We start from the raw sequence: 19,122 nt of genomic DNA, 5'->3' as shown, positions 1-19,122 counted from the left end.
AACGGGGTGGGGCAGGGCGGCTCAGCTGCGGGAGGACTTGGGGTCCAGTGCGTCCCGGACCGCGTCGCCGAGCAGGTTGAAGGCGAGCACGGTGATCACGAGTGCGCCGGCCGGGACGGCCAGGAACCACGGGTCGGACAGGTACCAGTTGCCGGCCTGGGCCGCGTTGAGCATCTGACCCCAGGAGGGTGTGGGGTCCTTGACGCCGACGCCGAGGAACGAAAGGGCCGCCTCCGCGGTGATGTTGGTGGGGATCATCATGGTCGCGTAGACCAGCACCACACCCATCACGTTGGGGATGATCTGCCGGAGGATGATGCTCCGGCGGGAGGCCCCGTAGGCCCGTGCGGCCTCGACGAACTCCTGCTCCCGGATGGAGAGCACCTGGCCGCGCACGACTCTGGCCAGGTACGCCCAGCCGAAGAAGCCGAGGATGATGACCAGCGAGGCGATCGGCAGCAGACTGCCCGAGTCGAGCGCTGTACCGCCGAGCCGGGACTGCATGATCGGGGTCAGCGACAGCACCAGGAGCAGGTGTGGGAAGGCCAGGAACAGATCCATCACCCGGCTGATCACCATGTCGACCTTGCCGCCGAAGTATCCGGCGGCGGCGCCGAGCACAGTGCCCAGCACCACCGACACCACCGTGGACAGCAGCGCGATGGTCAGCGAGATCCGCGCGCCGTATGCCAGGCGGGCGAAGATGTCGCGACCGAGACCGGGTTCGAGGCCCAGCCAGTGCTCGCCCGAGGGGAAGCGGTAGTACGACAGCGGAAGGCCCGGAGTGTCGAACTCGTCCAGGTAGTCGGGCCCGGTCCGGGACGTGTACGGGTCCTGGCCCTCGATGGCCACCAGTACCGGGGCCAGGAGGGCGAACAGCACGATCAGGGTCACCACGATCAGTGCGGTGATGGCGATCCGGCTGCGTCGGATACGAAGCCACGCCGTGGCGAGGAGCGATCGCGCGGTCGCAGCCTCCACGGTGGGCGGGGGCCCGGCCTTCGCGACCGCGGTGGGTGACTCATGCAGATCCGTCACGTCGGTCCTTCGGCGCTCGGGGGCTGGGATGGCCGGGACGGTATACCAAAAACCCGAGTTGTCACCAGGGCATGGCGAAATTCTTCAACTTCGCCTGGTACTTACGATCTACGTCTTCCTCTTCTGTATACCAATCCCTACGATGACGGCCCTGCCACGGTTCTCAGGAGGCCGTATGCGTACTCGTTGGCGTGCCCGCCATGTACTCGCCCACCAGGACGGCGGCCATGCGCTGCTGCGGGACGGCGAGGTGGTGTGGGAGGACGACGTCATCGTGTACGTCGGCCCGCGTTACGAAGGCCCGGTCGACGAGGACCGCGACCTCGGTGCGTCCCTCGTCATGCCGGGCCTGATCGACCTGGACGCGCTCACCGACATCGACCATCTGGTGCTGGACTCGTGGTCCGACCCCGAACGCGGCCGCGGACTGCAGTGGTCGCTGGACTACTTCACCCACCGCCGCCACGATGTCTTCACCCCCGACGAACGCAACACGGTCCGCGAGTACGCCCTCGTACAGCTCGCACTGCACGGCATCACCACCTACATGCCGATCGCCTCCGAGGTGCACAGCGAATGGGCCGAGCCCTACGACGAGTTCGTGACGATGGCCGAGACCTCGCGCCGGCTCGGGCTGCGCGGTTACCTCGGGCCCGCGTACCGCTCCGGTGTCAACGTCGCACTGCCCGACGGCAGCCGGGACGTGGCATTCGACGAAGAGCAGGGCCGTACCGGGCTGCGGGACGCCATCCGGTTCCTCGACCATCTCGACAAGCTCGCCGACCCACTGCTGACCGGCGTGCTGCTGCCCTGCCGCATCGAGACCCTCACCGAGGAGCTGCTGCGCGAGACCGCGGACACCGCCCGCCGGCGCGACGTCCTCGTGCGACTGCACGCCCTCCAGGGCGCCCTGGAACGGGACCTGACGCAACGTCGGCACGGCATGACACCCATGCAACTACTCGAAGCCACGGGCCTGTTCGGCACCCGGCTGCTGGTGCCGCACGGGGTGGTCGTGGACCGGCACCCCGACGTGTACGGCGAGGACCGGGGCGATCTCGCCACGCTGGCCCGCGCCGGGGTGTCCGTCGTGCACTGCCCGCTGACCTCCCTGCGGTACGGCTCGGTGCTGCACTCCTTCGACGCGTACCGGCAGGCCGGCATCAACCTCTGCCTCGGCACCGACTCCTTCCCGCCCGACCTCGTCCGCGGCATGGACATCGGCGTCCACCTCGCCAAGCTCCTCGACGGCCGGCTGGACGCGGCCCCCGCCGAGCACTACATCGAGGCCGCCACGCTCGGCGGCGCCCGTGCCCTGGGCCGTACCGACCTGGGCCGCCTTCAGGCCGGCGCCCAGGCCGACCTCGTCGCCTTCGACATCGGCGACATCCGCGACGGCGTACAGGACGACCCCGTACGTACATTCCTCCTCAACGGCACCGCCCGGCAGGCCACGAACTCCGTTGTCGCAGGCCGTCCCGTTCTCGTCGACCGCACCCTCCCCGGCATCGACCTCACCGCTCTCCAGCAGCGGGCGCAGCGCCTGTTCGAGCGGATGCGGGCGGCATACAGCGAGCGCGACACCCTGCGCCGGGACGCCGACACACTGTTCCCGTCGACCTTCCCGCCCTTTCGGGCCGCGCAACGCCCGTAGAATGACACGACAACACCATTGGTATACCAAAGGTGTTGTCATGGCCGTGAGGGGAGATCTCCGTATGGCAGGAGCAGTTGGCGGCGAGCCGGAGTCGGTGCGGGTCGCACGGCTGGTCCGTGACGACATCCTCGACGGGGTCCGCCTCCCGGGGAGCAAGCTCGTCGAGCGGGACCTCGCGAACGAGCTCGGAGTCAGCAGGGTGCCGGTGCGGGACGCGTTGAAGACGCTCGTCGCCGAGGGGCTGGTCACGCCACGCCCCCGCACCTGGGCCGTAGTACGGGAGTTCACTCCCTGCGACATCGCCGATCTCAACGAGGTGCGCTCGGCGTTGGAGGTCCTCACGTTCAAACTGGCGGCGCAACGGTACACCCGCGCGGGGCTGGCACGGCTGCGCGCCACGCTGAACGCCGAGTTCGACGCGGCGGGGGCCGGGGACGCCGTCGCCGCGCGCCGCGCCGCCGCCGACTTCCACGAGTGTGTCATCGAGCTGGCCGGCAATCAGCTGCTCAACGAGTTGCAGCTCACGCTGCGCAGCCGCATGCGCTGGCTGCTGGGCCAGCACGACGACCTGCTGCGGGTCGCCGAGGAGCATCAGCGCCTGTACGACGCGGTCGCGCAGCGCGATGTCGCCGGAGTCGAGCAACTCGTCCTGCGGCACCTGGAAACCGGGCGGTACCTCCAGGACGTACATCACGGCAGGGGCGCCCCCGCGGCACGGTAAACACCGCGCCGCGGGTCACCCGTGGACGACACCAGGGGCGCACATTCGTCACCGTCGTCAAAGCCATGAAACAAACGGTATACCATTTTGTCACAGGGCTCCGGCTCGACCCGAAGGGTCTACTCGGCGTCGACCGCGAGGCTTTCGCCGTCGACATCGCGGATCGGCGTGGCGCGGTCCGCGATGACCGCGTACAGCACGGCGGCGAGGATGGCGCCGATGAACCAGGAGAACCCCGCGACGGAGTGGAACGCCGGCACCAGGGCGACGACCACGGCGATCGCGGCGCTGGGGATGAAGGCGGCAACAGCACGCGGGTTGTAGCCGCGGCGGTAGTGGTACTCGCCCTGCGCGCCCTCGGTGTACAGGTCGGGCACGTTCACCCGGGCCTTACGCAGCAGCCAGTAGTCCGCCATGATCACGCCGAACAGCGGTCCGAGCAGGGCACCGAGTCCGCCGAGGAAGTAGTTGACCACGACCGGGTTGTTGTAGAGGTTCCAGGGCGTGATGACCAGGCCCAGTACGGCGCTCACGACGGCGGCGCGCCGGAAGTTCAGCCGCTGCGGGAAGAGGTCCACCAGCGCGTAGATGGGCGCGACAAAGTTGGCCAGCAGGTTCACCGCCACCGTCAGGGCGATGAGCGCGAGGGACGCCGCCGCCAGCAGGGCCATGTTCGGGATGGTCCGGACGATGTCGGTGGGGCTGGTGATGACCTGTCCGTCGAGCTTGAACTGGGCCCCGCTGAGGACCGCCACGATGACGGCGAAGAAGAGCATGTTCACCGGGATACCGACCACGTTTCCGCGGACGATGGAGGTGCGGCTCCTGGCGGACCTGGTGAAGTCGCAGAAGTTCAGTACGAACGTCCCGTAGATCACCACCCACAGGGCGGCGGCCTGCAGCACCTGCAGCCACATCGCGCCGCCGGTCAGCGGCGAATCGATCGACAGGGAGATCGAGGCGTCCGCGCGGACGAACATCCACGCCGCGAGAGCACACATCGTGATCAGCGTCGTGGGCGCGGCGAACGCCATGTACCGGCGGATCATCTGCATCCCGTAACTCGCGATCACCACCTGCAGGGCCCACAGCACCATGAAGGTGATCCAGCCGAGCGTCGACTGACCGAGCACGGAGTTGTGATCCAGGCTCTTCAGCCCGGGGAACATCGCCGTGAGCAGGGCGCTCAGGACCATGGCCGCGAGGTAGGTCTGGATGCCGAACCAGGCGATGGCGACGGCACCACGCACCGCGGCCGGGATCTTCGCCCCGTTGATGCCGAACGCGATGCGGCTCATGACCGGGAAGGGGACGCCCGTCTTGTGCCCCATGAACCCGGACAGGGTCAGCAGGAGAAAGAGCAGAACAGAGGCGATGGCGAACGCCGCGAGGATGCCCCACACGCTCAGCCCGAGCGCAAAGAGACCGATGGCGAAGGCATAGTTGCCGAGGCTGTGCACGTCATTGGCCCAGAGCGTGAAGACGTTGTAGGCGCCCCAGCGACGCCCTTCGCGCTTCGTCGGGGCGAGGTCGTACGTGTAGAGACCGGCGCTGACGGCAGTGCCGGTGTCCACGGACGACCGGTCCTCCAGGGCAGTCATGGGGGCTCCTGGGATCAGGGGATGGGAGGCAGAGAGTTCCGCGGGTTCCGCAAGTTCCGCAAAGTGAAAGTAGTTTTTCGTTCCGCAGAACGTAGATTCCACCGCTCGACGGAGTCAAGGGTTCCGCCATGTCACCGGCCCCCGTTTTGTATACCAATACGAAACTGCCAACAAGGGGTTGCTTTCTGGGTGCGAGTGTGCTGATCGTGGCGGTGGGCGTCGCCGGACGGGCCTGACGCGAAAGTCACCAGTCGCTCACCCCAGCCCCCGCCCCCACTACGCTCCGTAATCACCCAACCGAATCACCTGCCCCATTCGCCTCGCAGGCCCACTCACCACACGCCAGACTGGACGTATCTACAGTCGAAGCGAGGAGCGGACTGCATGAGGGTGGCGCTGGCCCAGACGGACTGCGTGCTCGGTGACGTGGATGCGAACCTCGCTGTGGCTCGCGAGCAGGCCGAACTGGCCGCCGAACAGGGAGCGGACCTCGTCGTCTTCCCCGAACTCAGCCTGAACGGCTACCACTTGGGCGCGCTGCAGCGGGACACCTCCATCGAGGTGCGTGATCCGCGGCTGCTGGAGCTGAGCATGCTCGGCCCGGACGTCCTCGTCGGCTTCCACGAGCACACCAGCCTGCGCGCGTACAACACCGCCGCGCACTTCGCCGACGGCGCGCTCACGCACACGCACCGCAAGCTGTATCTCCCCAACTACCTGGCCTGGGAGGAGCGCAAGCACGTCAGCCCCGGCCAGTCACTGCGCGCGTACGACCTCACCAAGTCGCCCACCGGAGGCCGAGGCGCGACGCTGGTCTGCAACGACGCCTGGCAGCCCGCGCTGCCCTGGCTCGCCGTCCAGGACGGCGCCGAGGTCCTCTTCGTACCGACCAACAGCGCCGCGAGCCTGGACCCGGAGGCCATGGACACCACGTTGTACTGGGACACACTGCTCTCCTATACGGCGCGGATGCTGCAGTGCTGGGTGGTCTTCGTCAACCGCGTCGGCAACGAGAACGGTGCCTCGTTCTGGGGCGGCTCACGCGTCGTGGACCCGCGGGGCGCGGTCGTGGCCCAGGCCCCGAAGTGGGAGCCGTCCCTGGTCACGGTCGACATCGACCTCTCCGAGGCCCGCCGCCAACGCCGCGCCGTCCCCCTGGTCGCCGAAGCCCGCCTCGGCCTCATCGCCCGCGAGGTCCAACGCCTCATCAACGAGGGCGGCGACAGCTGATCCGACTGCGCGGTGATACCGACCCACCTCCCGATACGAGTGGGCCCCTGCCCGGACTCCGGGCAGGGGCGCGACCTCGTCCGGGCTCCCCAGAGCCGTTACGTATGGCCGGCGAGCTGGAGCATCTCGACCCTGCCGTTGCCTCCTCCCTCGTCCAGGACCAGGAACGTGGCGCGCGAGCTCTGGCTCAGGCGGATCTGGAACTGATCGCCCAGCAACCTCTTGTAGTTGGTGTCGCCGGCCCTCGCGGCTGCCTGAGCAGGGTGGAGTCCCTCGCTCTGAATCGCGTTCTGGAACACGTCGAACGTCACCTGCTCGGAATTGGTGAGCTGGCCGACGACATCCATCCGGCTCTTATCGAACGTCCAAGGCATGGTGTGCCTATTCCGTCGTGACGGTGATGTCCTCGAGGGTCAGATTTTTGACGGCTAATTCAACGCCGCCAAAGGAGCGCTCGAACTCATTTCGTCCCACCCTGAGCGCGTTGACCTCGGTCGCGGACCCGCCGGCCGTCATCTCGAAGTTCCCATCGGCCTTGCAGTCGACGATCACCTTGGTCTGCCTGCCGAAAGCCCAGGTGGGGATGTGTCCCTGCACTTCCTGCGGGGCGAGACGAAAAGGACCGGCCATGGTTGATGCCTCCCGTGATTCTCGGCTTTTTCACTTCTCGCCTGAATGAGTACCGGCCCTCACCGATTCCCGTCAAGATCGCAAAGAGCCGGACCGGGTGGATTCGGACGCCCTAAAGATCCTGAATAGGTCTGCTACGAGAAGCCGCAGGGCGTGTCCGCCAGTTGTCCGGAAAATGTCCAAAGATTTACGGAGGCCCGGTCGTCGCGGTTGCAGTGGGCGCGAAATGGCGATGACCCGCGGTACGCGGCGGCGGCCACCACGGACGAACCGGCACGGCCCGAGCGGACCGCGAGCTCGCGAGCGAAGAGGAGGGTTGGCCGATTGTCGCGCCCGGCTACGGGCGCCCCTGCCCGAAGAGCATCGGGACGCGGAGCGCAACTTCCGGCACTGTGCACCCCAAAGGAGGCGACCCGGCCGACGCCGCGGGGCCGCCAGTCACGTCATCCGCGAGGACACAATTCCGTCCGGCGATCCGCGGTGAGCGGCTCCGGGCGGATTCCCCGTGCTCGTTCGGCCCTGGCCACCATGAGTTCCATCCGGTCGGCGATGCAGGTCACCGGGTCCGGTGTGGGATGGAGTTCCCGGAAAGCCGTCGCAAGGGTCCGCTGATCCAAACGGTCCAGACCGGTCAGGCATTTCTGCGCCGCTGTACGGGTGTTGGCAAGGGCAGCCGACCATAATGCCTGCTGGCCGGGGTCGGGTATCGGAAAGTAAGCGGCGGCCCGGTCGGGCAGTTGGCGCAAGTCGGCGCAGGCCAGACGCATTGCGGAGACGTCGATATGGCCGCCATCGATGCCGGCGCCGCGGTCCAGGTCGCGAATGTCCTTGGCGTAATCCGCAAGCAGGTCACCGCCACCGAAATGGGACCAGGCCCATATCTGCGCGTCGCGCACCTCGGAAGATACCGGGCCCTTGAACAGGCCGGTCAAAGTCCGGTCGATCCCGTCCGAGGCCGAGGAATTGCCTGACTCCGTCTGCTGGAAATAGCCGAAATAGCCCGTCGCACAGGCACCGACGAGTACCGAGCAGGCCACCGCCGTCCCGGCCACGCGAGCGGTGCGCCAACCGGTCCGACGCACCACCACGGTCTCGGTATCGGGAGTGCGTTGGCAGATGGGCACACGTCGGCGCCCGCGTAGCGGTGCGGTGATGAGTGCGCCCAACAGCGCGGTGACCAGGGTGGCCATCCCGGCCATGGCGAGCAGTTGAGGCAGAAAGAGACTCAGGACCACCCAGATTTCGTCACTGGCCGGCTCGCACGTGGCGTTGACCGTCGCCAGCGGCGGCACGCAACCATCGGTCTGCGTGAGGGCGAACAGGACGACAAGGGCGGTGGCCATGGCGGTTCCCGCAGCGGCCATCGCCGTCGCCGCATTGCCCCGCCCGGTGAAGAACACGGCGAACGACGCACCCGCGGCAGTGCAGAACAGGATCGCAAAGAACCAACCCGTGGAGAGGGTCACCGCCTGCAGTACTGGTTGCTTGTCGTCCCAGATCGCCTCGTGCGCCCGGCTGGTGACGAGGACCAGACCCACTCCCGCCACGGTCCCACCGAGCAGGCCGATCACGGTCGCGGCGGACCCGCGACGGCCACCGGACGTGCGGCGACGGCGCGCCAGGCCGGCCAGCGGAACGATCCACAGTGCGCTGGTCAGCCAGACACTCCACCCGAAGCTGCCCAACGACAGGACGGGCAGCGCCAGCGTCGCGATGACGTCCATGGTGGTGGAGGGCGGCATGTCGCCGTAGAGCCCGGTGAGGATTTCCTCGGTCGACAACGGCAGGCCGCCGGCGAAGGTCCGGCCGGCGGCCTGCCACCACGCAAACCACCAGGCCAATGCCGCGCCGCTGACGGCCAGAGTGAGCGCCGCCGCCACACGTCGACGGCCGGGCCGCATATCGGCCCACAGCGCGGCACACGCCCCCGTCCACCACAGCACGGCAGCGGGCACGAGCACGACCAACCCGAGCAGCAGCCCCTGGGGCCATGGGGGCAGCCACCGGCCGCCCAGGGACTGGCTCACCAGCAGATCGCCGCCGAGACAGCCGGCACCCAGCCACAACCCCACCCGCAGGACAGCTGGGGGCGCGGCACCCTCGCTGACGCTGCGTGTCACACTGCGCCAGACCGCGACTCCGGCGACTGCTGCGGCCAACGTCGCCGCCGGCCAGCTGCCATGGTCGACCAATTGCTCGTTGGCACCCGGCGTGAAGTTCAGGTGGTAACCGAAGATGGTCACTGCGACACCGGTGAGGAACATCGGCATCGCGCTGAGGGCGAATACGGCTGCGGGGTTCTCCGTCGCGGCTGCCCGTGCCGACCAGTCGGGGTGCGTGCGCAGCGCCGAGCGGACCGCTCCGGCCGCCGCTCGCAATCGGCTCGGGCTGCTCGGCGCGGCCGTGATGTGGCGGGTCCAGTAGCTTCGGTCGGCTTGGTTGCCGACCGCTTCGATGTCGGCGCAGATCTCGCGGGTACGCAGCACATCGGCCATGGCCAGGTAGGTGAGGGCGACCAGGAACGCCGACATGACGAGGGTGCGGACCAGCAAGGGCGCTGATGCGGACCAGTATCCCGGCGAGGGTTCCGACAACGTGGTAGCGAGGTACCAACTGGCCACCACTGCATAGGGAATGAGCGCGCCGATGACGAAGATGCGCCAGATCGCGACGGTGAGATACGTGATGTCGACGTCGCCGTTGCGGAGGTGAGCGAACTCGTGCAGCAGGGTCGCCTCGAATGCCCGCCGGTCCCTGCCGAACAGCACGACCAGACCACCGTCCAGCCGTACGCTGTACCGACGCAGCCTCCCGAACACGATCGCGTTCGACTGTGACGCCGTCGGATCCACGACGAAACGAGGCACGCGACGCAGTCCGGCCACGCCCACCAAGCGGGTCAACTCGGCGCGCAACGCCCCATCGGCATCCATGCTCGCCACCGGCACCACTCGGCCGGACCGCTCCTTCCAGTACGGAAGCAGCGCGTACAACAACACGGCCAGGACCACCAGGGCCGCGGTGGCGAGGTACGGCAGCGCCAGGGTGAGGCTGCCGCCGGCGTTGTCGTCGAGGCAGCGTTCGAAGGCAGGCGTGCCGGTGAGCATCTGGTTCCACAGGCTGTTGGCCTGTGGGTCGTAGCCCGCGGCCAATGCACAGCCGTCGGCCATGCCCCCCGGGTCGGTGAGCGGGCGCAACAGGTTCGACATCATGTGGGTCGAACTCGCGAGGAACAGCACGATCAGCAGGACGAATCGCTGAGTCGTCCCCGCGCGCAAGCCGCCCCGCTTCCGGGCACCCGCGGGTCCGGCCTCGCTGTCAACGGCCGTTGTCATGAGGCGGGTTCGTCGCCCTCGTCCGCCAGGACCAGCCTCGCCACCACCGCGTCCGCGATCGCGGTGGCCCGTTCCTCCGGCAGGCCCCGTTGCGCGGCAGTCTCCAGCACCCGCTGCCGGACCTCCGCGAGCTGCTCACGGCTCAGCGGAGGAACGGCAACGGGCGCGGACTGCCTGCGGAGCGCCTTGCGCCACAGCGTTTTCGCCCCCTCGACCATGCCGTCCACCGCGGTACCCACTGCCCGGTTGGCCATCTGGTCCAGCACCAGCCATACCACTGGTGTCACCAGCGTGAAGACCTCGCCCAGACCAAAACCCAACGGCTCACGAGGCCCGCGCCGACGGCTCAACCGCCGTACCGCCACGGTGTCATCGAGGAGGGCGAGGCCGTCCACCAGGGGCAGTTCCTCGGGCGCGATGTCGGCCACCACCTCGCGGACGACATCACGCACCAGGACCCCGCCCGTGACATCTGCGTGCTCACCGGGCGAAACACCTGCGCGCTCATCGGGCGAAGCCGTTCCCTCGCCGTCGGAGCTGCCGTGCTTCATGAGGGGAACCTCCAGGAACAATCGCGTTGCGTCCGTACTTCTTCCCGTGTCGCTTCAGCGAATGGCGCAGTCGTCTCCGCCATGTTCATCGTGGGGACGGCAGATCGGGGAGGGCGGAGACTTTCTGACGGTTGTCGGCCGCCAGCCGCACCAGGCGCTCGTATTCCGCGGTGGTGAGCGCGATATCGGAGGTACGGATCTGCCCGTGGTATTGACCGTGCGTGGCGCCGTCCGAGACCGGGGAACCCTTGGCGGTGCATGACAGGTCGCTCGACCTGCCTGGCTTGATCAGGGCGGCACCGGAGCACTTCCGCCCGAGAGGCACGGAGTCTCCATCCCGTTCGATGACCCACGCATAGTTCACTTGCACCGCGCGGCCGGCAGCGGGGGACGAGGTCTCGCCGAGGAATGTGACGGTCACCCGGGCGGTGAAGGTGCACGCGGTGGGGCCGCAGGCTCCCTTGTAGTCGCGGAGAATCTGCGTGGTCACGCTGATCTGGGAATTCACCGCCTTGCGCGCGATGTCGAATTTCTTGGGAAAGGTGCTGTAGAACCGGTTCACCTCAGCTCGTGGCATCGCCTCGATATCGAGCACGGCCGATGAGCCGGGGAAAGTGATGCGGTCGACGAACCGAGCACCGCCGGCCAGTTCTTTACCGAGGCAAATGGTCATGCCGTCGGCGTGGATGGGTGTGCAGGTGTGATCGCCGATGGTGACAGGTTCGCCGGCGGTGATCTTCTCGTCAGGGACCTTTTCCAGCAACAGGGTCTTCGCCAGTGCTGGGGGCGCGAGGGTGGCCGCGAGGTCCTGGGAGAACAACAGGCCCGGCGCTGTCATCTGGGGTTTTTCCGCGAGCACCGGGGCCTTGTCGGCCATCCCCAGCGACTGCCAGGCGTCGGCGTCTCCCCGTACGAACGATTTGCCGTCGATACCCAAGTAGTCGAGCGTGCGGTTACGGGACGGCTTCAGGCTTCCCAGTGCGTCACCGGGGTTGCTGACGACCAGGTCCAGTTTCGCGGCTTTCCGGTTCTTGACCTTGATGGTGCCGGTGTAGTGCAGCGCCGGCGCCTTGCGCAGCATTTCGGCGGACCGGGCCAGCTCGGCGCGCAGGGACGAATTGGGTCCGTCAGGGCCCGTGCTGATGATCCACAAGGTGGATGCAACGGCGACGATGAGAGCCAGAAGCGCGATGAGCATGATCCCCCGGGACCGGCGACGCCGGTCCGAGCCCTCGCGACCAGGCCCGCCGGGCTCTTCGCGCGCATCCGGTTCCTCGCGCGCATCAGGCTCTTCCCGTGCATCGGACTCTTCGTGTGCATCGGGCTCTTCGTGTGCAGCAGAAGGCGGCGGGTTCTCCGGCGGTTCGGGGCGAGTGGAGTTGTCAGTCATGTGCCCTCGTTATTTTTTCCCGCCGCGCCCGGCGATACAGGTGACCGGAATGATCGTGGGGTAGGTGTACGACCGCTCGGCCACGACCTTGCCGTCGATGGTGATGCGGCAGGTGGTGGTGCCGGTCCCCTTGATGTCCTTACGGTCCGGAATCGCTCCCGTTTCGCAGGAATCTCCCCCGATTGCCCGACCGATGCAGCCGGATCCGTTGGCCATCAGATGCACCCAGGGCTTCTTGCCCTCCACGGTGAGCGTGACCTTCCAGGGCGACTCCGCCGACAGTTTCCCCTTGTCCTTGTCGCCGAGCGTTTTTATGCCCTTCGATCCATTCGCATACCCGAAGTAGTTGATCTCCATCGGCCGTCCGTAGTCGGACGTGGCCTCCAGTACGACGGTGTGGCGCTCACCCGGCGCTTTGGCCTTGCCTTCGCCACTGTCCCCGCCACACGCCGCGAGCGTGAGCACTCCGCTCACCGCGGTGATCGCGACCCGCCCCCTGGCGCCTCGCATCCACCGATGCCCTTGCTCTGAGTCACCTGCCACTCTCGTTTCCCCCGTCATTCCAGGCCAGCTGAGCCACTCAGAGTAGGGTCTGCGAACATCGGTGTACATAGATTGTTCCGCACCAAAGCCGCCACGGGGGACGCTCAACTGACCTTTGGCCAGGGGCAGTTCATCGAAACTGTCGCGCGGATGTCCGAGGCCGAGCCGCCTCGCCGACCCGCGGTCCGGGCTGTACCGAGCACAGCCCCGAGTGCAGCCCCAAGTACAGCTCCGAGCACAGCAAGACCGCATCGGCAGGCGCCCGGCGGGGAACCTGCACTACGATCGATGGCGAGGGCTGCTCAGGGCCGTCTCCACCCCGGGCGGGGCCCCTGACCGGCGAGGGGACACGGAGTCCTGGGCCCGGGAGGAAGGCGATGTTCCGCCGTTCGCGTGGTTTGCGCGTGGTTTGCATGGTCTCGCGTGGCGGCTCATGGTCCGAGGTACCTCGGAGGGTCAATGTCCCGGCATCGTTCCCATCGGCCCGCGAACGCCGACAGCCTGCTGGCGGAACTCGGTCGGCTCACGACCCAGGCGCTGGAACGGGCGGAGCTGCAGCGGGCCCGGATCGAGCTGGCCGAGGCCCTGCAGCGCGAGATGCTGCCGGACTCCCTCCCCGAACTGCCCGGGCTGCGGGCGGCCGCCCGGTACGCACCCGCCCGGGACGGCCTGGACATCGGCGGCGACTGGTACGACGGCTTCCGGCTGCCGGACGGGTCGCTCGGGTTCTCGATAGGCGACGTCCAGGGCCACGACGTGGAGGCGGCAGCCTTCATGGGGCAGGTACGCATCGGCCTGCGCGCGGTGGCCGCGTTCACCACCGACCCCGGCGAGGTGCTCAGCCGCACCAACGACCTGCTCGCGACGTTGGACAGCAGCCTCTTCGCGACCTGCACCTTCCTCCGCTTCGACCCGGCCACCCGGGAACTGTCCGGCGCCCGGGCCGGCCACGTCCCCACCGTATGGGCGACAGCCGACGGGGAAAGCGGCATCACTGCGGACGAGGGAGGCGTCCCCCTGGGCATCACGCCCGGCGAGAGCTTCCCGGTCACCCGTCACCCACTGTCCGCACCGGGAGTATGCGTCCTGGTCACCGACGGAGTACTGGAGGGACCGGCCTTCCCGATAGAGGCCGGGCTGGAACACGTGCTGCGGATCGTCAGGGCCGGCGCTGACGGCCCCCCGGACGAGCTGGCGGCCAAGGTCATCACTGTGGCCGACCTGACCGGGCACACCGACGACGCGGCGGTACTGGTCCTGCGCTACGACGAGTGATCGACCGGGCCCGGCCCCGCGTGTCACGGCCCGCCCGGGGCACGGGCCGTTGTCTGATGGCGACGTGGTGCGATCCGAGGGCTTGCGACGCCCGGCAGCGACGGGGCTCACGATCCTCGTCGTCGCCGTTGCGTACGCCGCGACGGGGAAACTCGGCCTGCTGGAACAGGTGGTCATCGCGGGCGCACGCGTCACGCCGTTGTGGCCGCCCACCGGCGTGGCCCTGGCCTGTCTGCTGCTCGCCGGCGTCCGCGTCTGGCCCGGGATCGCCCTGGGCGCTCTGCTGATCATGGCGACCCTCGGGCCGCTGACCCCCGCCGCCCTCGCGATCGCCTTCGGCAACACGGCGGGCCCGCTCTGCTCCTATTGGTTACTGCGGCGCGCAGGCATCCGGACCGGGCTCGACCGGCTGGGCGACGGTCTGCTGCTGGTCTTCGGCGGCCTCGCCGGGACGCTGGTCAGCTCCGGGGTCGGGAGCGGAACGCTGCTGCTCACCGGCGAGGTTTCCGCGGACGAGTTCTGGCGCGCCTGGACCGCGTGGTGGACCGGGGATGCGATGGGGGTACTGGTGGTCACACCGGTACTGCTCAGCCTGCACGCCGCCCGGCCGCTCATGGAGGGGGGCCTGCGGGAGTGGGCCGAGCCCGCGGTACTGCTGGCCGCCACGGCCGTCGTCACGACCGCCGTCACCAACATCTCCCTCCACCTGCTGTTCCTGGTCTTCCCGCTGCTGATCTGGGCCGCGCTGCGCACCCGCCTGGTCGGCGCCGCGCCGTGCGTGCTGCTGCTGTCCGTGCTCACCGTGGTGGCGGCGGCCCAGCGCCGCGGGCCGTTCACGGACGAGAGCATCGTCGAGACCATGGTCATCCTGCAGGCGCTCAACGGTGCAGCCTCACTGACCACCCTGCTGCTGGCGGCCGTCGTCGCCGAGCGGGAGAACACGTACCAGAAAATCGAGCAGGCATGCACCGTGCTCACCGAGGTGGTATCCAGCCTCGCGCCGTCCCGGGCACCCGATCTCCGGCCGCCGCCCGACGCGCAGGACCCGGAATGACCGTATGCCACCAGGACGGCCGGCAGGGCGCCCGGAGGACCCGGAGGACCCGGAGGCGTTACTCAGCTGCGTTGTCGCGCGTGCGCTGGTAGTGCCGCCTGGCCTTCATCCTGTTGCCGCAAACGGCCATGGAACACCATCGGGCCCTGTTGGTCTTGCTGCGGTCGAGGAGAAACAGACAGCACTCCGGATTGGCGCACGGACGCAGCCGGCCAGGCTTCGCCTCCTGCAACGCACTCCACGCCATGACCGCCTCCACTGCCAGTCGGCGCTCCGCGGGGGCGTCCAATTCCCAGACCACTCCCTCGGGGGAGAGACGCGGTCGGTACACCACGCCCTCGAGGGTCGGGGCCAGTGACGTGGCCGGCCGAGTGCCGCGCAGCACTTCCTGAAGGACATCGCGCGCCTGCACCAGGTGCCGGAGCTCCTCTGCGCTGCCACTCCCCCCGTGCGCCCGCTGCCAGGCCTTGGCCGCTTCGGGGTCCGCCAGCTCGTCCCGGGCTGCCCCGTTGACCACCGGCGTGGTGTTGAGGAGCTCCAGCAGTGTGTTCTGCCGCTCTGGATCAACCACCGCCGACACCTCCTAACCGGATTGGTCCGCCTGGCAGGTTACACGAACCGGGTCAATCGACTGGCCACAGCCATTCCCCGCAGGCGGCGACTCCCCCTTCAATCAAGCCTAACCAACCTAACCACTAAACACCTCTTGACTGGTTACACCGAGCATGCTCGACTGTGCGCGTAACCACCAAAACGCGATAGAGGGGTTAGGTCGATGTCTCCCACGGTCCGCCACCGCACCACCACCGTCAACGGTCTCGAGGTCTTCTACCGGGAGGCAGGCGACCCGAAGGCGCCCGCCGTCGTCCTTCTCCACGGCTTCCCGACCAGCTCGCACATGTTCCGCAATCTGATCCCGGCGCTCGCCGACCGCTACCACGTGATCGCTCCCGACCACATCGGCTTCGGTCAGTCCGCGATGCCTGCGCTGCAGGACTTCCCGTACACCTTTGACGCCCTTGCCGAGGTCACCTCCGGGCTGCTTCAGCAGCTGGGCATCGACAGGTTCGCGACCTACGTGCAGGACTACGGCGCCCCCATCGCCTGGCGGCTCGCCCTCCAGGGCCCGGAGCGGATCACCGCGATCATCACCCAGAACGGCAACGCCTACGAAGAGGGCCTCGTCAAGTCCTTCTGGGACGGCCTCTTCGCCTACGCCGCGGCCCCCGGACCGGACACCGAGGCGCCCATGCGCGCGGCCCTGACCCCCGAGGTCACCCGCTGGCAGTACGTCAACGGCGTCGGCGACCCGAGCCTGGTCAGCCCGGACAACTGGGTCCACGACCAGGCACTGCTGGACCGGCCCGGCAACGACGAGATCCAGCTCAAGCTCTTCCGCGACTACCCCACCAACGTGGACCTCTACCCGGCCGTCCACCAGTACTTCCGCGACTCCCAGGTCCCGCTGCTGGCGGTCTGGGGTGCGGGTGACGAGATCTTCGGCCCCGATGGCGCCACGGCGTTCCGCCAGGACCTGCCCGACGCCGAGATCCACCTGCTCGAGTCCGGCCACTTCGCCCTGGAAAGCCACCTCGACACCATCACCGAGCACATCCGCGACTTCCTCGCCCGCGTCCTGAACTGACACGCAGGGATACCGAGACGGCTGCGGCGGCCGGGGGCCGGACATGCCCGTGGATCAGCCGGCCAGGCCCGATGGACGGGCCTGGCCGGCAGCCTGGTCGGCTACGGGGACGCGGAGTCCGCCCTTGAGGTCACCGCGGAGTCCACCCTTGAGGTCACCGAGGAAGAGCTGACCGCCCGCGCCGAGTTGGCCCCGCCGCACCGGCCCCCGGTCCCGGGCCGCGGCTGCGCGCGCCTTCACTGACCAGGTCGCCCGGGCCCAGTCCGCACACGGCAGCGACTTCACATCGCGCGCTGCTTCGCACCGCACGCTTCCGCTCGTGCGCCGTCGCACCGTCGTGCTGTCGTGCTGCCGTGCCGTGAGAACACCCAAGGCCGTCCGCGATGCCGACGGCCCCACTGAGTCGTTGCCTCTTGCCACCCCCGCCACCCCGGCCGCGTCACGCGCCGACCCGTTGGGTGCAACCTCAACTCCGAGCGAAGGAACCCTCCTTGCTGCCCAAGACCATGTCCGCCGTACTCCTGACCGGCCACGGCGGGATCGACAAGCTGGACTACCACACCGACGTCCCCGTCCGGCGGCGCCCAGGGCTTCGACTCGGTCACCGACGACGACCGGGCCACCTGGTCCGGCACCGCCCTCACGTTCCCGCGCATCCAGGGCGCCGACGTCTGCGGCCGGGTCGTCGCGGTCGGGGACGGGGTGCCCCACGAGCGCATCGGAGAGCGCGTCCTGGTTCGCACCATGCTCCGCGGCCCGGTCGACTTCGCGCCCTACGCCTGCTGGACGTACGGCAGTGAGTGCGACGGCGGCTTCGCCCAGTACGCCACCGCCCCGGCCGCCGACACCTACGCGGTCGCGAGCGACTGGAGCGACGCCGAGCTGGCGGCCGTCCCCTGCGCGTACTCCACCGCCGAGAACATGCTGCACCGGGCCGACGTCGGCGCCGAGCACGTGCTGATCACGGGTGCCTCGGGCGGCGTGGGTCTCGCCGCAGTGCAGCTCGCGAAGCGGCGCGGGGCGACCCTCACCGCCGTCTTTACGCAAGGAGACCGCAGCCATGAAGCTCACCCAGATAGAGCTCTTCCAGGCCGACCTGCCCTACTCCGGCGGCACCTACCTGCTCTCCGGTGGCCGTACCTACACCTCCTTCCACGCCTCCATCGTCCGTATCACCTGTGACGACGGCACCCAGGGCTGGGGCGAGTCCACCCCCTTCGGGTCCACCTGGATCGCCTCGCACGCGCGCGGCGTACGGGCCGGCATCGAGGAGCTCGCCCCGCATCTGCTGGGCCGCGACCCGCGCCAGAGCGACCGCATCAACGACGCCATGGACGAGGCCCTCACCGGCCACAACCACGCCAAGACCGCGATTGACGTGGCCTGTTGGGACGCCTTCGGAAAGTCGGTCGGCCTGCCTGTGGCCGAGCTCCTCGGCGGCTCAACCGGCGTCGGCATGGCACAGATGTCGTCCATCCACGCCGGTGACCCGGAGGAGATGCGCGCGCGGGTGGCCGACCACCGCGCCCGCGGTTACCGCTCCCACTCCGTCAAGATCGGCGCCTCGGAGGAGGAGGGCGGCCCGACGCTGGACGCCGAGCGCATCGCCGCCAGTCTCGCCGACTTCCGCCCCGGCGAGTTCTTCCTCGTCGACGCCAACAACGGACTGCTGCCCGAGTCCGTACTGCGGATGCTGCGCCTGCTTCCCGCCGGCCTCGACTTCACGCTGGAGGCGCCCTGCGCGACCTGGCGGGAGACCATGTCGCTGCGGAAGCGCTGCCCGTATCCGATCATCATCGACGAACTGGGCGTGGAGGACGCCGACATCGCGTTTGCGGCCGCGGGCGACGTCGCCGATGGTATCGGGCTGAAGATCTCCAAGGCGGGCGGCCTGACCCGCGGCCGCCGCCACCGCGACATCGCCCGTGCCAACGGTCTGACCGTCTCGGTGCAGGACACGGTCGGCTCCGCGATCGCCTTCGCCGGCATCGTCCATCTCGGCGCCACCGTCCCGCCCCGGATGCTGCGCTCGGTCCTCAACTGCGCCGACATGGTGACGCTGAAGACCGCCGAGTTCGACGCGGTCGGCGAGGACGGGCTGGTGCGGCCGCCCGCCGCGCCGGGCCTGGGCCTCGAAGTCGACGAGAAGGTCCTCGGCGAGCCGATCGCGCTGTGGTCGCTGTGATGCGCTGAGGACGGCGGACGAGCCGGGCACGGCATGCGACAGCCACCGGGGAAGCGGGTGTTGAACCGGGCAACCCACCGAGGTGAGCTGTCCGGCCCGCCTGCGAGGCCGTCCGGTCTGTAGTCAAGGGCAGCCAGCCATGGCGTTGTGTCGGCCATCGGCCCGTTCAGCCCCGTCGTACCGCTCCGAGCTGGGCCCGGTGCAGGCCCGGGGACGCGAAGCGCTGCGCCACCACGCGCAGGACACGGGCCTGCACCGGGCCCAGCT

At 68.7% G+C, this 19,122-nt stretch carries 18 protein-coding genes; 8 read left to right on the top strand and 10 right to left on the bottom strand.

Features of this window, described 5'->3' with window-relative positions; all coding sequences use genetic code 11:
- Positions 1-21 precede the first annotated feature (21 nt).
- Positions 22-1,029, bottom strand: a complete 1,008-nt coding sequence (locus CCS38_RS06605) for an ABC transporter permease (RefSeq protein WP_263301772.1) — start codon at positions 1,027-1,029, stop codon at positions 22-24.
- 184 nt (positions 1,030-1,213) lie between these two features.
- Between CCS38_RS06605 and CCS38_RS06600 the strand changes: the two genes are divergently transcribed.
- Together CCS38_RS06600 and CCS38_RS06595 are read left to right on the top strand one after the other, a co-directional pair.
- Entirely contained in the window at positions 1,214-2,692 is a 1,479-nt protein-coding gene (locus tag CCS38_RS06600) for a chlorohydrolase family protein (RefSeq protein ID WP_223732251.1), read from the top strand.
- Positions 2,693-2,756: 64 nt separating this feature from the next.
- Positions 2,757-3,416, top strand: coding sequence for a GntR family transcriptional regulator (locus CCS38_RS06595; protein ID WP_223732250.1), 660 nt, complete (start codon positions 2,757-2,759; stop codon positions 3,414-3,416).
- 119 nt (positions 3,417-3,535) lie between these two features.
- Here CCS38_RS06595 and CCS38_RS06590 read toward each other — a convergent pair whose 3' ends face one another.
- A complete protein-coding gene (locus CCS38_RS06590) occupies positions 3,536-5,017 on the bottom strand; it encodes an NCS1 family nucleobase:cation symporter-1 (protein WP_223732249.1) in 1,482 nt (493 codons plus the stop codon).
- Between the two features lie 384 nt (positions 5,018-5,401).
- On the opposite strand from CCS38_RS06590, the gene CCS38_RS06585 reads away from it, so the two are divergent.
- Positions 5,402-6,247, top strand: coding sequence for a nitrilase-related carbon-nitrogen hydrolase (locus tag CCS38_RS06585; RefSeq protein WP_223732248.1), 846 nt, complete (start codon positions 5,402-5,404; stop codon positions 6,245-6,247).
- A gap of 98 nt (positions 6,248-6,345) precedes the next feature.
- Here CCS38_RS06585 and CCS38_RS06580 read toward each other — a convergent pair whose 3' ends face one another.
- From CCS38_RS06580 to CCS38_RS06555, 6 genes are all read right to left on the bottom strand, one after another.
- Complete coding sequence (locus CCS38_RS06580; RefSeq protein ID WP_223732247.1) at positions 6,346-6,621, bottom strand: hypothetical protein; 276 nt, start codon at positions 6,619-6,621, stop codon at positions 6,346-6,348.
- A gap of 7 nt (positions 6,622-6,628) precedes the next feature.
- The gene (locus CCS38_RS06575; RefSeq protein ID WP_223732246.1) at positions 6,629-6,877 is read right to left on the bottom strand and encodes a hypothetical protein; all 249 of its coding nucleotides are present in this window, start codon (positions 6,875-6,877) and stop codon (positions 6,629-6,631) included.
- 443 nt (positions 6,878-7,320) lie between these two features.
- On the bottom strand, positions 7,321-10,212 hold the full coding sequence (locus CCS38_RS06570) for a M48 family metalloprotease (protein ID WP_223732245.1): 2,892 nt from the start codon (positions 10,210-10,212) through the stop codon (positions 7,321-7,323).
- Positions 10,209-10,763, bottom strand: coding sequence for a hypothetical protein (locus CCS38_RS06565; protein ID WP_223732244.1), 555 nt, complete (start codon positions 10,761-10,763; stop codon positions 10,209-10,211). The genes CCS38_RS06570 and CCS38_RS06565 overlap by 4 nt, the downstream gene beginning before the upstream one ends.
- A gap of 85 nt (positions 10,764-10,848) precedes the next feature.
- Complete coding sequence (locus tag CCS38_RS06560) at positions 10,849-12,153, bottom strand: hypothetical protein (RefSeq protein WP_223732243.1); 1,305 nt, start codon at positions 12,151-12,153, stop codon at positions 10,849-10,851.
- Positions 12,154-12,162: 9 nt separating this feature from the next.
- Positions 12,163-12,663: a hypothetical protein gene (locus CCS38_RS06555; RefSeq protein WP_223732242.1), complete on the bottom strand. Its 501-nt coding sequence runs from the start codon at positions 12,661-12,663 to the stop codon at positions 12,163-12,165.
- A gap of 492 nt (positions 12,664-13,155) precedes the next feature.
- Here CCS38_RS06555 and CCS38_RS06550 point away from each other — a divergent pair, with 492 nt between their 5' ends.
- Positions 13,156-13,971 carry a PP2C family protein-serine/threonine phosphatase gene (locus CCS38_RS06550; protein WP_223732241.1) on the top strand — a complete coding sequence of 272 codons (816 nt, stop codon included), beginning with the start codon at positions 13,156-13,158 and terminating at the stop codon, positions 13,969-13,971.
- Between the two features lie 82 nt (positions 13,972-14,053).
- A complete protein-coding gene (locus tag CCS38_RS06545; RefSeq protein ID WP_223732240.1) occupies positions 14,054-15,025 on the top strand; it encodes an MASE1 domain-containing protein in 972 nt (323 codons plus the stop codon).
- A gap of 58 nt (positions 15,026-15,083) precedes the next feature.
- On the opposite strand, the gene CCS38_RS06540 is transcribed toward CCS38_RS06545, so the two are convergent.
- Positions 15,084-15,596: a CGNR zinc finger domain-containing protein gene (locus CCS38_RS06540; protein ID WP_223732239.1), complete on the bottom strand. Its 513-nt coding sequence runs from the start codon at positions 15,594-15,596 to the stop codon at positions 15,084-15,086.
- A 204-nt stretch (positions 15,597-15,800) separates the two neighbouring features.
- Here CCS38_RS06540 and CCS38_RS06535 point away from each other — a divergent pair, with 204 nt between their 5' ends.
- On the top strand, positions 15,801-16,670 hold the full coding sequence (locus CCS38_RS06535) for an alpha/beta fold hydrolase (RefSeq protein WP_223732238.1): 870 nt from the start codon (positions 15,801-15,803) through the stop codon (positions 16,668-16,670).
- Positions 16,671-16,724: 54 nt separating this feature from the next.
- Here CCS38_RS06535 and CCS38_RS06530 read toward each other — a convergent pair whose 3' ends face one another.
- Positions 16,725-16,979: a hypothetical protein gene (locus tag CCS38_RS06530; RefSeq protein WP_223732237.1), complete on the bottom strand. Its 255-nt coding sequence runs from the start codon at positions 16,977-16,979 to the stop codon at positions 16,725-16,727.
- 345 nt (positions 16,980-17,324) lie between these two features.
- Between CCS38_RS06530 and CCS38_RS35645 the strand changes: the two genes are divergently transcribed.
- Both CCS38_RS35645 and CCS38_RS06520 read left to right on the top strand, forming a co-directional pair.
- Entirely contained in the window at positions 17,325-17,852 is a 528-nt protein-coding gene (locus CCS38_RS35645; RefSeq protein ID WP_223732254.1) for an alcohol dehydrogenase catalytic domain-containing protein, read from the top strand.
- Positions 17,746-18,855: a mandelate racemase/muconate lactonizing enzyme family protein gene (locus tag CCS38_RS06520; protein ID WP_223732253.1), complete on the top strand. Its 1,110-nt coding sequence runs from the start codon at positions 17,746-17,748 to the stop codon at positions 18,853-18,855. Before CCS38_RS35645 ends, CCS38_RS06520 begins: the two co-directional genes overlap by 107 nt.
- Positions 18,856-19,122 lie beyond the last annotated feature (267 nt).

This window comes from Streptomyces purpurogeneiscleroticus, assembly GCF_020024005.1.
GTDB classification, from domain to species: domain Bacteria; phylum Actinomycetota; class Actinomycetes; order Streptomycetales; family Streptomycetaceae; genus Streptomyces; species Streptomyces purpurogeneiscleroticus.
This window is presented reverse-complemented; position numbering and strand designations above follow the sequence as displayed.

Bases quoted from the DNA above. Each gene is read 5' to 3' on its own strand.
- CCS38_RS06600 (WP_223732251.1), top strand. From the start codon at position 1,214: ATGCGTACTCGTTGGCGTGCCCGCCATGTACTCGCCCACCAGGACGGC.
- CCS38_RS06595 (WP_223732250.1), top strand. From the start codon at position 2,757: ATGGCAGGAGCAGTTGGCGGCGAGCCGGAGTCGGTGCGGGTCGCACGG.
- CCS38_RS06590 (WP_223732249.1), bottom strand. From the start codon at position 5,017: ATGACTGCCCTGGAGGACCGGTCGTCCGTGGACACCGGCACTGCCGTC.
- CCS38_RS06585 (WP_223732248.1), top strand. From the start codon at position 5,402: ATGAGGGTGGCGCTGGCCCAGACGGACTGCGTGCTCGGTGACGTGGAT.
- CCS38_RS06580 (WP_223732247.1), bottom strand. From the start codon at position 6,621: ATGCCTTGGACGTTCGATAAGAGCCGGATGGATGTCGTCGGCCAGCTC.
- CCS38_RS06575 (WP_223732246.1), bottom strand. From the start codon at position 6,877: ATGGCCGGTCCTTTTCGTCTCGCCCCGCAGGAAGTGCAGGGACACATC.
- CCS38_RS06570 (WP_223732245.1), bottom strand. From the start codon at position 10,212: ATGACAACGGCCGTTGACAGCGAGGCCGGACCCGCGGGTGCCCGGAAG.
- CCS38_RS06565 (WP_223732244.1), bottom strand. From the start codon at position 10,763: ATGAAGCACGGCAGCTCCGACGGCGAGGGAACGGCTTCGCCCGATGAG.
- CCS38_RS06560 (WP_223732243.1), bottom strand. From the start codon at position 12,153: ATGACTGACAACTCCACTCGCCCCGAACCGCCGGAGAACCCGCCGCCT.
- CCS38_RS06555 (WP_223732242.1), bottom strand. From the start codon at position 12,663: ATGCGAGGCGCCAGGGGGCGGGTCGCGATCACCGCGGTGAGCGGAGTG.
- CCS38_RS06550 (WP_223732241.1), top strand. From the start codon at position 13,156: ATGTCCCGGCATCGTTCCCATCGGCCCGCGAACGCCGACAGCCTGCTG.
- CCS38_RS06535 (WP_223732238.1), top strand. From the start codon at position 15,801: ATGTCTCCCACGGTCCGCCACCGCACCACCACCGTCAACGGTCTCGAG.